Here is a 14129-nt window from a genome sequence, read left to right as displayed (position 1 = left end):
GGGGCCGAGTTCGAGATCCATCCGGGTGTCGCCGCCAGGCTGTCGATACTCGGCATCCACCGGCGTCGCGAACGTCTGATCCGGAGGACCGGGCAGCCTTCGCTCGGCTTCGCCCAGGCCGTCGCCGATCTGAGCGCGTGCGGGTTCGAGCACGTCGTGATCGGCCACGTCCGATCAGCGACGCCACGCTTGCACTTCTCGTTCTTCCTGACGCCCGACGCATCCGAGATCGTCGCCTGCCTCGGCGTTCGTCCGCCTCCTGGCGGGCTCGGGTCAGCCGACCGCAGGGTCGTCCAGTAGGCGGAAGGCGCCGATGTTCACGTAGTGATAGTCGCCGGAATGGAAGTCGTACGCGCTCGCGACGCGGAACTCGGCGGGGGGCTCGCGTGTGATCGGGACGTCCGCGGTGCGGTGGAGGCGTCCGTCGCCGGGGACGTGGACCGAGCCCAGGAACGGGGTCCAGTCCTGGTCGCCGACGGCACGACGGTCGAGATAGAGGTGGTGCCGCTGGGTGTGACCCTCGATGGTCGCCCACGCGACCCCGCGGGTCGGCGAGACATGGAGCTTCATGGTGCCGCCCTCCGCGAGGGTGACGACATCAACGATCTTGATGTCGCTCGGGGTGGCGTTCGAGGGGGAGTGGGCGGCCGGCCGACTCGCCGGGCCGCCGGGGCTCGGAGACTCGGCGGACGGGGCACCGTCTCGTCCCTGGAACGGGGTGAAGACGACCAGGGCGATCATCGTTGCGGCGAGGACCCCGACGACCGCGACGACCCCGGTGGCGGTGCGTCGACGAGTCGGCGGGACCGTGGGCTCGGTGGACGGCCGCCGTTCGTTCGGGGAATCGACGAGGGACGGCGCGGTGGTCGGGCGGCGGGTGCCGGCCAGGGCATGGAGAGAGTCGGCGACGGAGGAGGCGCTGGCCGGACGGAGGTCCATCGGCTTGGCCAGCAGCGACCCCACGAGGCGATCCAGTGCGGGCGGGACGTCCGGCCGGTGGGTGCCGACGGGGGATGGCGGGGTGTTCATGTGCTGATAGGCCAGCCCCCGGACGCCGGAGTCGGACGCGAACGGTGGTGCGCCGGTCAGGAGTTCATAGAGGACGCAGCCCAAGGCGTAGAGGTCGGTGCGAGGGTCGGCGCGTTCGCCGCGGAACTGTTCGGGAGCCATGTAGCGGGGCGTGCCGGGGGCGGGGGCGTCCTGCGCCGTGAGGCGGGTCGCCGCATCCGCCAGGCCGGCGACGCCGAAGTCGCAGAGCTTCAGGCGACCGCTGCGCAGGAGGAACAGGTTGGCGGGCTTGACGTCGCGGTGGATGATGCCGTGGGCGTGCGCGGCGGCCAGCGCGTCCGCGAGTTGGGCGGCGATGTCGATGGCCTGGGCAACGGGGAGGCCGCGGGTGTTCCGCGCCATGACGGTGCGTAGGTCTTCGCCGTCGAGGAGTTCCATCACCAGGTAGGTGAGCTGCGCGTGACTTCGGTCCTCGCCGATGTCGAACACGACGGTGATGCCGGGATGCTGGAGCGTCGCCGTCGTCTCGGCCTCCCGCCGGAACCGCGCGACGCCCTCCTCGGCCGCCGCCAACCCGGCGGGCAGCACCTTCACCGCCACGGGCCGACGTAGCCGCAGGTCGAAGGCGCGCCAGACCTCACCCATCCCGCCGCTACCGATCACGGTCTCCAAGCGGTACCGACCGTCGAGCTCCACACCGGCCGCGGGGACGATTCTGTTCTGCACGAAGCCCTCCAGCGCCCTCGGCCCTCCAAACGGGCGGCACCACTCAACCATCAAACATACAGAGGCGTCTACATGAACCCGTGTGCGCTGCGATCCCCTCCACAGGACCGTTCCGCGCCGGCACGATGGGCGGCGGCAGACCACGAAAGGGCCGAGTCGGGAACGCCGATTACGGCGGGGGCCACGGTCCGACGATGACCCGAGTTCGACCGGAGCTCTTAAAGCCGGATTTCAAGGCCGACGTCCGGGCCACACCGGCCGCAACGTCGAACAGCGGGACCGGGGGCTGTCATCCGGCCGAAATGCTTGGCGTCGACCCGGTGTGCTCCCCACCCTCAACGGATGGCACCGGTGCCGGCAGTTGGCCCAGCCGAGCGTCAGAGGTAATGATCACGAAAGGCGTGGCGAGGCGCCTGCGGCCTCGCGGTCGAACAGGAGTCGGCCGCACGCGTGACGCCACGACCGGCGTCCAGATGTGGGCGCCACCGGACCCGCGCAGGCCGAGCACGGGCCTCCCGACGCCCGGAACGGTTCGCCCGCCGACCGCGAACCGGGATCTCGCAGGCCGAAAGGTCACCCGGCGTTGAGGAATCTGTCGTCAGCGGGTGGGAACGGGTGCCTGCCGGTCGATCTCACGGCAGAGAACGGTGACCATGTCCTCGAAGGCCTCCGTGCCATGCTTCCGCATGAGGGCGCCGTAAAGATCCTTGCGGCTCGCCTCCCTGAGGATCCAGGTCAGAGCGGTGTGATGCACCCGCCGACCGGCGACCAACGTGTCGTGAGCGTCCCGCGTGGCCCTCATCAGCTCCGGAAAGGCCGCAGACTCCGCCAAGATCATGCGAGTCGCATCGGTGAGATCCATGCGCGGCAGTCTAGGTCAGCCGATGCCACCGGCACATGCGCCCAGCGGCCCCCGCGACCCACCGACGGGCGCGATGACACGCTCCGTGGTCGAGGAGGGCGCGCCCGGCAGGATTCGAACCTGCGACCGTCGGATTAGAAGTCAACCGCTAGCGTGCCGGACCATGTCAACGGCTGCCGAAACCTGTCGCCCTGTCCGTGTTTGCGATGGTAAACGTGCCGCGCCGTGGCGGCCCATGACGACCGGTACCAACGCCGACGAGCGAACAACGAGCGAACACGACCAAGATCACCCGCCGTGGGCCGCGCCGGTTGGAATCCCCAACGGACACGGCCCCAAATGGCTGCACCATCACCAACGGCCACCGCGCGCCCAGAACTGGGGATAATTAATAGTTTCAGTCTCGAAAATGACACATTTAGTGCCCGACTGGAGCTGGGCCGCTTTGTTGGTCGGGTGGCGCCCGAACTATTCAGTTGCAGTCTTGGTGGCCCCTCCATGTCTGGTCAATCGTGGGCGCAACCTGACTTTCATTGCGCTACGGGTGAAAGCATTATCGGTTGCCTTGTTCGACCAGATGTATGCTTCGCCCGGTACAAGGTTCGCCATCTTGGAGGCTGTCAACTGCGCAAGCGACGCGTTGGCCTTCTGTAGGTGCCTAAGCCATGCCGGTGAGGTGAATTTGTGCAGTATTATGTGGTTGGAAAGTTCGATGAGTGCGATGGGCACCGAAGGTGGGTCCTGGCTCGCAACCAGGACGCTCATGCCTTTGTGTCGCATCTCCCGCACGCTTTCGACCAGTCCGGCCACCAGATCAGGGCTTTCGATATACTTGTGGGCCTCATCGAAGACGACCAGTTTATTGAAGCGTCGTCCTTCCTCTTGCGCTTCGGCGAACAGTTGCATGAGGACGACGAACAGGCCGAGCGCCTCGTCCTTCTCGATGAATTCGTCGCGCAGGTCGACGATGATCATTCGCCCGGGGCGGACGAGCTGCTTGACTCGGGCGCTGTCGTCGATGTAGTCGGCGGCGAGATCCAGGCGCTGCTGGGCGAGCTGTTTGAGGTTGTCCGACATGGCGGATTGCTCGATGCCCGCACGAATGACGTCGAGACTCAGTTGCCTCCGGTGCGCCTTCATGATTCGCTGGAGCTGCCGTATGTACGTGGATTGATTTCCGACCGCACCCATCAGGAAGCGCCAATGTTCGGCACGGAGTTCGGCCGATCCGAACTTCAGCGGGAGCACCTGGATGCCGGGATGCTCGATACGGCGAAGATCCAACTGGTCTTCGGGGACGAGCATGACGATGTCGGTGAGCGCGGTGGGGCGGCAGCCATAGGCATCCTGCAGCATACGTGTCTGCTCGGCGTCATTGTTGGGAGCGAGCATGCTGGTGAACTCGGGCGCGTAGTCCAGAGTCGGGCTGTAATGGAACACGATCGTGGCGAGCGGACGAGGAAGCTCGTTGATCGGGGGAACCGGCAGGGTCGCGGCTTCGATGATGGATCCGAGGGTGTAGCTCTTGCCTCCACCTTGAACGCCGAAGAGGCTGATCGTGTGCGTCTCGTTCAGGTCCAAGGCGACGCGACGGCCTGCGACTTCACCGAGAACGCCGTATTGCGGGGATCGGCCGTCGGTCCCCAGGTAGATGCTGGGGCCTTCTCGTCGGGATGGCGAGTCCCCGGGTGAGTCCGTGAGCGCGGGCTCAGGTACCGGCGCGGGTGACACCTCGGCTGCTGCCGAACCCTCTTGCGACGGTACCTCGTTCGGCTCCGGAAACCCGGGGAGGGTGTCGTCCGCGAGATCATCCGGCTCGATGTGAATCGGTTCCTTGGGCGTCTCGTGGCTGCGGGACGGGGCGCGGAAGGCCGCATCGTGCAACCTCGGCACCGTGAGGTCGAGGCCGCTGAGCGTCGTCGTTCCCTCGACCGCCAATACCGGGTCGGTCGGGATCGCTTCGAGCAGCTCCTCAACGAGATCCCGTCCGATCCGATGGAACTCGACGCCGGCCTCGTGGTCGGTGCTCGCGCCGGTGCCGGAAAGATCGAAGATCAGCCCGATGCGCTTGAAGTCCAATACGTAGCCGGCGTCGAGCCGGTCGAGCAGCCATCGGGCTTCGCCGGCCACCTGGGCGTGCATCGTGCCGTATCTGACCGCGCGACCCACGTAGAAGTGGAGCAGAGTCGCCAACTCGGCATTGCGCACGGCACGGTCCGGCCGGTCGGGCTCGTTCAGCCGAGGGTCGAAATGCTCCTTCAGAACGGTGCGGCTGCGGGCCAGTTGCTCCAGCATCTCGGCCTTGAGCTGCTCGTAGGCCGAAAGGCCGCCGAGAGAGCTGTAGCACTTGACCTCAACGAGCCGGCACGTGATGGTACGGCGACCTGCGTCCAGGCTCAGCAGCGCCAGATCAGTGCGTTTCAGGCTCACCGATTCGCCGACCTCGTCCGCCCGTGCTCGCGACTCCCGATACAGCCCGAGATGGGCGTCGAGCGGGACCAGCACCTGGTCGGCCAAGACCCCTTGGTAGTCGAGGAAGAGCCGGGCCAGCGCCAGCCCCAGGACCTCGGTCCGCTGAGTCGGTGTGGCGGATGCCAGCTTGAACGCCAGCCGACCCGACAGCAGCCGCAATTGCTCGAAGAACGTACCGGTGTGCCGGGCGTCGACATCGAATCCATGCTGGGCGCAAACGGGTGCCAGCAACGTGCGAAGTTCGTCGACCGAACGGGAACTGATCACCAGATGGTGCCCCAGCCCTTCGGCGCTCTCCACATCGAAATCGATCACATAGGCGGGACGCCGCTTGCTTCCGGGACTGTCGAAGTACTCGATGCCCAGCGTGCGGTCGATGGTGATCACCCAGTCACTCGAGCGGTGCGCCTGGTGGAGCAGAGCGCCGTCACGCGCGTCGAGGTTGAGCGTGACGCGGGGCACCAGACCCACCCCCGGCTCTCCGGTGGCCACCGCCGCTGCGGCGGACGAGATCGTGGCGGGCAGCGCGGAGAGCAGGTCGGACAGCTCTTCGGCTCCCCTGATCGGATGCGCGGGGCCATGTCGCGGCTGCTTTTGCCAGGTGACGGTCTCCTCGTTCTCGCTGTAAAGGATGGAGACGTCTTGGACGAGTCCGTGCACCGGTGCCATGCCGGGGTCCCCACCGGGCGCGGCGTCGAAGCTCTCACCGCTGAACGCATCGAAGAGGACGGTGATGTGGGCGGCTTGTTCGCTGCTCGATGCACGAAATTCGTGCAGGGGCCGGACGGCGACCGCGAGTTTGGGAATGAGCCCCGTGGACGGCCGGGTATGGAAGGCCTCGGCCTCGGCGGCCGGGCCACCCTCTCCACGCAGAAGTTCAGCGAGGGCCTCCCCATTGTCGGTGGCCTGCGGATCGGGCACGAAGAGCCGGATGTCGTATTTGACATCAACGAAGTCCTTGCGTCGCTGAAGCGCGAGCAGCATCTCGGCCAAGTGCTCCGCGCGACCGGGATTGACTGCGCTGATCACCAGGGTGCCGACGTAGGGGTGCAGGCGGAGATAGCGTTCGACACGATCGGCGAGAACCCGCCCGGAGACGACCTGGCCACCACTCCAGCGTTCGGGCAGGCGCAGCGCCCCGGCGAGCGTGGACAAGAGGGCCTGGGGGTCCGCTGCGCCGGTGGGCAGGCATACGCCCCAGTACGGGTTGAGATCGCCCGCCGCGATGGTCAGCGCCCCGCTTCGCTGCGGGACCACCAGAGGAAAGCCGAGCGGGGTCAGTCCTGAGAGGGTGCGCCCCGCGGCGGCGATCACCGCGGCCTCGTTCTCCCGGGCGTTCTCGAGCCAGCGGCGGCCGAGCGCGGACCACGTCACCAGCCAAAGCAGCCGGAGCGGGTGGGTGGGGGCGACGAGCACGACGTCGCGACGGACACCGCCCGAATCCGTGACACCGACCTCGACGGTGTCGATCTGGAGCAGCGCGGCCAACTCGCGGAGCAACCCGGTCCGCAGCCCCTCGTCGGCCCGTTCGGCGCGGCGGATCTGCCAGGCGAGCAGTTCGCCATAGGACTCGGCGTAAGTCTGGATCGGTCCCCGCAGCTCGAGCAGGTCCCGGCCTTCGATGACCAGGTCGTCCTCGCCCCGGATGGCCGCCAGGACGGCTCGGCGCGCCGCGAGGAACACGTCGACGGGCTCGTGACCGGGATCCGGTGCGTCCAGGTCCTCCGGCAACGGGTCTCCCGCCTGGTCGGCCAGGACCGGGAGCCGCCAGCGACGGAGGCGATCGGGTTCGGCGAGCACACGCCGCTGTGCCTCGACCAAAGGGGGTGACAGCGGGATCTCCGCGGACCCGTAGACTCCGAACGACGCTTGGAGCACCTGTCGGCCCGCACCCTGCGTGCTCTTCCAGGTGACGCCCTTGCAGCGAACACCGCGCCAGTCACGGGTCTCCTCAAGGGCCATGAACTCCAGTCTCCGCAGCGCATGACTGACGCCGACATCCCTGGCGACACGTTGCCGCGGCGGCGGCTCCTCGAAGTCATCGTCGGTGACGACCATGAACCGGTCGCTTTGGTTCCCGAGATGAGCGTCGCCCCGTGGGGTCTCGACAGGGAGCGGGACGCCTTCGGCGTCCTCTGGAGTCACCTGGACGAAGTGCCAGCCCTGCTCCAGCTCGACGGAGCGGAGCTTCTTGAACACGGCCTTGTAGGAGCTCTTCGCCGTCTTCCCGAGCCGGACCGTCGTCGTGACACCGGTCGGTCCGGAGTCCTCGGAGATCAGCTGGACGACGAACTTCGCCAAGCCGGCCACTCGCTGAGGGTCCGGCTCCACATGGAAGTCGATCGGAAGCCGGCCGAGTCCCTGTCGTCCCGCGTGCAGGAAGGGCTGGCCGGTCATGTTCCTCAGCACCGTGTGGTCCGCGTGGCCGGGTGCCTCACCGGCTTTGGGCAGTTCCAGATCTCCGACGGTGATGCGTACGACCTCGACGGTCCGTTCCTCCCGCAGCGGCCAGCGGTGAAAGCCCAGGTTCCAGTTCGCACGGTCGACGACGATCCGCCGGGTCCATGCGCGGGCGTCTTCCAATCCGGTTCGGACGAGGAACTCGGCCAGCCGAGCCCGAAAGGCGGGATCGGTCAAGCCCAGCTCGATCACTCGCTGGCGCTCGGGACGTTCGGTGCTCTGCAGCACCCGCATCTGCCGCATGTTGCGGCCTGTACGGGTCGGTATCTGGGCCGCGTCGGAGAACAATTCGAAATCGGGCACCATCCCGAGCTCGAAGACGGCCGCTCCCGCCGCCATCGGATCGTTCTCATTGTGTTGGACGGTCAGGAGATATCGGGCACGGGCGTGGTCCCCGGCATAGGGCCATTTCTGGTCGTCGAGGATGGCGAAGAGGTCTTCGACACCGCGGCGAAGCGTGTCGGGGAGTTCGGCGAGCAGCCGCGCGGCCAGCTCGATATAGACATCGCCGAGTGCGACCTCCTCGAAGGTGGCCACCCCGAACGAGTCCTCAGCGCTGGCGTACGTGCCCGGCGGGACGAAGACCAGCAGCGGGGCACGCTGCCGCCCGCGCGCGTCAGGGTTGCGCAGTTCCACGAGCTTGGTACTGGTCACGGCCACGTCCGTGGGAACGGCCGGCTCCGAGCCCAGGACGTGCACGTGTCCGTCCTCGCCGACGGCGCCCCGCATACGACGGCACAGCCGCACCGCGAGCGGCGCGTCGATCTCGGTGACCCGCATGCAGTGCCCCGGCCGTCGCGCCTGCAGCAACCCGGCCAGCCGGGGGAGGAGGACCCGTTCCAGCGCGGTCTCGACGTCCTGTTCCTGGAGTTCCTGCAGCCCGGTACTCATGCGTTCCCCTGGGCACGGCCGGCCTTACCGGCGCCGATGGTGTAGCGCGGAGTGATCGTCTGCGTCAGGTAGGCGTCGGACAGATCCGAATAGAAGCCGATCTCCCGCAATCTCGCGGTGAACGCGCCGGTGTTGGCGCGAAAGGCGGCCTGGTCCTCGATTGTGGGCCGGTCGAAACCGTCGCCTGCCGGAAGCTGGTCGATGTACAGGCCGTAACGCTCCCGCAGCACGGTGAGGAACTCGTCGACGCGCAACGCGGCGGTGTAGTACTCGCCGCCGGTGTCCTGCCTGAGCAGCGACAATTGCAGCAGCACCTCCAGCAGCCGGCTGTCCAGAACGAACCGGCGGACGCCGCGCCTCGGCTGGGCGATCATCGCGCCCGGCCGGTTCTTCAACAGCAGAGAGTCGAGGCATCCGGTCAGGTACTTACGGTGGAACGCGACGCGGTAGGCCGTGATGACCTCGATGTAGGCGGTGAAGTCGTCGAGGCCGAGGTGCAAGATCTGCTCGATCTCGGTGTCCATGTCCGCGTCGCCGGAGCGCGCCGACTCGATCACCGCCAGTCGGCCGCCCGCGAACCTGTCGCGTTCCTCCTTGTGCGCGGGCCCGAGCAGACGCAGCAAGTCCTCGACTGTGAAGAAGCCGCGGCCAGGGGTGCGCAGACCGCCCCGCCGCACCAGATGCCGTGCCAGGTCGTCCAGCCGCTTCACCGTGAACGTCGCCCGGACGAAATCGGGGATGCGGCCGAACCACACTTCGGCGCTGCGTTCGGCCAACCGGGCCGTCGGCGTACCACCGATCCCGACCACGTCGAGGAAGAAGCCGCCGTTCGCACGCATTTGTTCGTTGCGGGTCAGCGCTGGCAACAGCTTCAGGATCCGCAGGTGATAGAGCGCCAGATGGAAGGCGAAGAGGATCTTGAGATAGTCGACGAGCACCGAGCGCGGGATCAGGTCACGATGGAACAGCAGCCTGAGTACGTCGTCCACCAGCAGGTCGGACGCCTGTGGGTACAACGGTGGATGGGACCGCCGTTCCCTGCCGCTGGCGGGGCGGTCGGTGATGTCCCGCTTCACCGCCTCGGAAAGGTTGATCAGCGCCTGTGTCTCGACATCGATGTCGACGCCGGGCGTGGGCTTCTCGGTGTGCTTGTCCATCCCGTCGAAGAAGAAGTTCTTCAGATGTTCGAGCGTCGCGGCACCGCGCCGCCGATCGGAGACCTGCGAGATCATCTCGTACAGCTGCTCGTCGGCCCCATAGGCGCGGGATCGGCGCGCGTTCCTGAACCGGTACGTGAATCCGTGCAGGGGGCGCAGACCGGCCACGGCCTGGGTCGCCTTTCCCCGGTTGACCACATCCAGAAGATGCGTCTCCAGCCAGCGGCGGGTGATGTCGGGATCGAAGTCCTGGAAGGAATCCGGATGCTCTCGAAAGGTCTCGACGAAGTCGTGCACGTCCAGGTCCGCCGAACGCGACACGACACTGGACCTGCCGTCCCACCAGAGCCGGGGCAGGAAGCCGGTCAGAACGCGGTCCATCTCCAGCTGCTTGTAGTCCAAGTAGCTGACACCCGGGTGACGGAATTCCTTGTCACTGCGATGCAGGGTCATCAGACTCCTCGGTCAGGTCTACGAGCGGCTCCATGACCAGCCGCCCGTCGCGCTCCCGGCGGACGCGATGCAGGCCGCGCCCTCCGGCCGACAGAACGATCTCCTGATAAGGCGCCGCTGACAGCTCGTTCTTGAAGATGGTCAGCCCCAGATAGTGCCCCTGCCGGTCCGCGACGCTCGGCAGATAGCCGTCGCGGAGGCGGTACAGCAGTTCGAACAGATCGAGTTGGATTCGCAGCCGCGCCGTCTGACCCGCCGGGCCGTGGTAACGCAGCACCAGTCCGTCGGGCTCCTGCTCCAGATACGGCGACGGGGGACCTCCCGACATGGTGAGCGTCAGCGCGTCGATGGGGAACAGCCGGTGGCTGCGGACGGTACCGCCCGGCACGTGGCGGACCTGCAGCGCGAGGGTGTCGCCGAGCCGGCGAGGATCGGGCAGGCCTTCACCACGGTTGATCGCGGCGATGAGGTCGGGCAGCCGGGCGGCGGCCTGCTCGGGGTCGTGCAGCAGCGAGAGGAACCGTTCGGACGACCGGAAGGGCGACATCGCCCGTGCCCGCTTATCGTCCAGCCCCTCGAAGTAGAACCGTCGCCGCACCGAGGCCAGATACCGCGCGTGGGCTTCGGGGTCGGCCGCGTCGCCGGTGAGCCGATCGAACAGCGTACGCAGCAGGGACATGTCGTAGTCGTCGCCGCGGCGGTCGACGGTCATCATGGCCTGCCCCGCGTCCGGACCGACGTGCATGAGCCGCCGGTCGAGCGCGGGCGCGGACACCGCCGCGACATCGACGTCCCGCAGGAGCGCCAGCAGCCGGTCACGGGTACCGGGTGTTCCAGCCCAGCCGTTGAAGTAGAAGCCGGAGAGGATCTCGGTGATGTCGCCGCCGCGGTACAACTCGTGAATCTCCGCGCAGTCCCTCCCGGAGGTCAGCGTGAACGCCAGCGCGGACCGGAGATCCCGGACGGTGATGTGCATCCGCCCGCGCAGATGGGTGAGCGTGTACAGCTCCCGCAGCCGCTTGACGATCTTCGGTCCCACGCTGGGGTGGGCCAGTGTCCGGGCGTTGTGCGGGGCGTAGCAGGAGTTCACCAGGTCGCAGGACTCGCATGCCTCCCAGAAACGCTCATGGGTCATCCTGGCCAGCAGCCGGTCGAAGATCGGGCCGTTCGGGCCGTCGGCGCCGGCGACGACGCTGCGCCGGTTGAGGTTGACCACGGCGATGCCGTCTGGCACGGGTTCACCGTCGAGCCCGGCCCGGACCGCCGCCGTCAGGGACGCGAACCGGCTCGCCCGAGAGGCCAAGAAGTCCACCAGCCTGCCCTCGTTGATGGCGATCAGACGTGTCTCCGCGTTCCGCGGGCCCGGCTCCTCACCCTCCGCGAACGGGGCGAAGAACTCGCCGAGCACCTCGTCGTTGGCCTTGTCTCCCTCGTCCTGGCTGCCATCGTGGTTGGTCCGGAGCCACCGGCCGCCCAGCAGCCGTACGTCGGCCCCGTTGTCGCGGGGCTCACCAGGGGTCGCGCCACGGTCGAGCGCGGCCTTGACGAGGCGTTCGAGGAACGCCGTCTTGCCGTCGCCGGCGTTCCCGGTGATCACCACCAGTCGGTACCGGCCTGCGAGCACATCGGGGATCAGGCCGTCGTCCAATGCCGTCGCGACGTACAGGTCGTAGGGATCCTTGCCGCGGGTACCCGCATTGCTGCTGGTGCTCTGGCTGTAAAGGGTCTTGAGGTGGGCGACGAACGGATTGACATTGCCGGCGGCGACGACCGGACGTGGCTCGGGGGGCGCCACGGCGGGCGGCCGGTGCACCTCGCCGATCGCATCCAGCACGGCCAGGAATTCGGCGGCGCCGCCGTAACGGGCGCTGCGCAGTGGGGCGATCGCCTTGGTCACCGTGTCGACGAGCGCATCCGACAGTTCCGAGAGCCCGCTCAGCGACCGCGGATCGATGGGCTGTTCCCCGAGCGTGGGCCTGCCCGAGGCGAACGGGTACTGCCCGGTCAGCACTTGGTAGAGCGTGACACCGAGCGCGTAGACGTCTCGGTCGGCGAGGTCTGCCGCGGTCGGGGGCACGCGGATGTTGACATCCGGCGGCACGTACTTGGTCGTGCCGCCGGCCTTGGACATGCTCGACTCGGCCGACACCGACACGTTGAAGTCGATGATCTTGCAGCCCTGGTCGGTCCACAGCAGGTTGCCGGGCTTGATGTCACAGTGGAAGATCCCGTGGCGGTGCAGGAACGCCAGCCCGCGAGCCACCTCCACGCCGAGCTTCACCGTGTCCGCCGGGCCGAGGGCACGGTCGTCGGCGAGCGCGCCGACGTCCTGCCCGTCGACGTACTCGAACACCAGGTACGGGGTTTCGCCACCGTCCAGGTAGTCGGCGCCCTCCACCTTGATCACGTTGTCGTGCGCGGGGAGGCCGAGCAGGATCTGATATTCGTGCTTGAGTCGTTCGACCAGCGACTCTCGGTCGCGATCCACGATCTTCACGACCCGGTCGGCGCCCGCGAGGTTGTCGTACACCTGGTAGGCCGCGCCGAACGAGCCGGGCTTGCCGAGCCTGCGCTGGACCGTGTACTTGCGGGTCAGCTGGTGCCCTTCGGGCAGATTCCGGTAGTCGAACGTGCGGGTGGTGGCTCGGCCGGCCGGTGGGCGGGAGGCGCCGAGCATCGTCCGCAGGGCTTCGGCGGCGGACGGTCGCGCGGAGGGAGCCTGTGCGCACATCCGTCCCAGCAGCTCGGCGATGTGCTCGGGGACCCCGGCCGCCGTCAAGGGTCCGCCGGGCAGCATGCTGCCCTTCTCGTACTGGTCGGCCGTCGAGGCGAACGGCAGTTCCCCGGTCAGCAGCCGGTACGCGATCACCCCGGCCGCGTACACGTCGGACGCGCGACTCATCGCCTGGGCCCGCGCCTGGCACTCCGGTGCCACGTACGCGGGGTCGAGCGCATCGGCGAGCCGTCCCACGACCGTGTGCGAGCGGGGATCCTCCGGGCGCGCGTAGTCGAACCCGGTGAGCAGGCCCTTGCCGCCGGGGGCCACCAGAACGGACGCCGGAGACAGCGCACGATGCAGCACCCGGTGACCGTGCGCGTGCGTGAGCCCGCGCAGGATGTCGGCGATCAGCCGGTACTTGGCGTCGGCTGCCAGGACGAGCCGGGGATTGTCCAGGTGCGGCTGCAGCGCGGTCCCGCGAACGTCATCGAGAACGAGGACGAACCGGCTCTCGTCCTCGGTGGCGAAGAAGTCGCGGCAGCCGACGACGCATTCGTGCGGCGGCATCCTGGCCAGCACCTCATAGGCGTTGGCGATCGCGACGCGTTCGGCGGCCCGCACCGCCTCCGGCTGGAAGGGGTCGGCCCGGTAGACCCTGAGCAGGACGGTCTGGGACGTCGTGACAATCGCGTTGGCGGCCCGATACTCGGTGACGTCCTCGGTGCCGCCCAGTTCCTCCCGTACCACCCAGTTGCCGAATCGGAGCGGCCCGGTCGGCACCCGGACGACTCCTTGCAGCGTCTGGACGATCGTCTGGCGGTGCCGCCGGATGTCGCGCGGGAATCCGCTGCGGACGCGGGAGACGTCGGCCAGCGCCGAGATCATTTCATCCAGGGTGGACACATCGTGGGCGTCGGCGTCCGTGCGGTCGTTGGGATCCACCAGGACCGAATCGTCGGCGGTCAGGACGACCAGCGCGTCAACGTAGATCCGGTTGAGCCCGGAGCTGCGTCGGGCGAGCTCCCCCTTCAACGCCCTGGCGTGGTCGCGGAGCTTGGCCACCGGGGAGTGGAAGGAGCCACGGTTGGACGGGTACCACCTGCGGCCCGACACGTCGATCCGGCCTCGGGTGCTCTTCACGTCGATGAGGCACACCGAGTGCGGGGTCACCACGATCAGGTCGACCTCGTACATCGCGCCCCGGACCGGGATCTCGATGTTGTGCAGGACGAGCCAGTCCTCGGGAGCATGGTCGCGCAGATGCGCGATGGCCGCCCGCTCGGAGTCGTTGGCCGGAGGGCCACCGCCGACGATGTCCGCCATGGGGCACCGGACCGCCTCTCCCGCCACTCTTGCCGTCCTGTCGGAGATCCATCTAACA

Annotated in this window: 5 protein-coding genes; all 5 read right to left on the bottom strand. The window is 67.9% G+C overall.

All coding sequences use genetic code 11. From position 1 onward, the window contains the following. Positions 1 to 273: 273 nt before the first annotated feature. The 5 genes from DFJ69_RS05795 to mads6 all read right to left on the bottom strand — a co-directional run bounded on the left by DFJ69_RS05795 (position 274) and on the right by mads6 (position 14071). On the bottom strand, positions 274 to 1734 hold the full coding sequence (locus DFJ69_RS05795; RefSeq protein ID WP_170177546.1) for a serine/threonine-protein kinase: 1461 nt from the start codon (positions 1732 to 1734) through the stop codon (positions 274 to 276). Between the two features lie 598 nt (positions 1735 to 2332). Then, entirely contained in the window at positions 2333 to 2596 is a 264-nt protein-coding gene (locus tag DFJ69_RS05790) for a hypothetical protein (RefSeq protein WP_116021516.1), read from the bottom strand. 468 nt (positions 2597 to 3064) lie between these two features. Then, positions 3065 to 8419, bottom strand: coding sequence for a methylation-associated defense system ATP-binding protein MAD8 (gene mads8, locus DFJ69_RS05785; protein ID WP_116021515.1), 5355 nt, complete (start codon positions 8417 to 8419; stop codon positions 3065 to 3067). After that, positions 8416 to 10029: a methylation-associated defense system protein MAD7 gene (gene mads7 / locus DFJ69_RS05780; protein ID WP_116021514.1), complete on the bottom strand. Its 1614-nt coding sequence runs from the start codon at positions 10027 to 10029 to the stop codon at positions 8416 to 8418. Before mads7 ends, mads8 begins: the two co-directional genes overlap by 4 nt. Then, entirely contained in the window at positions 10010 to 14071 is a 4062-nt protein-coding gene (mads6, locus tag DFJ69_RS05775; protein WP_116021513.1) for a methylation-associated defense system protein kinase MAD6, read from the bottom strand. Before mads6 ends, mads7 begins: the two co-directional genes overlap by 20 nt. Positions 14072 to 14129: the final 58 nt, after the last annotated feature.

Source organism: Thermomonospora umbrina (genome assembly GCF_003386555.1).
In the GTDB taxonomy this organism is placed as follows: Bacteria; Actinomycetota; Actinomycetes; order Streptosporangiales; family Streptosporangiaceae; genus Thermomonospora; species Thermomonospora umbrina.
The sequence above is the reverse complement of the archived record's forward strand: the minus strand, read 5'-3'. Positions and strand labels throughout refer to the sequence as shown.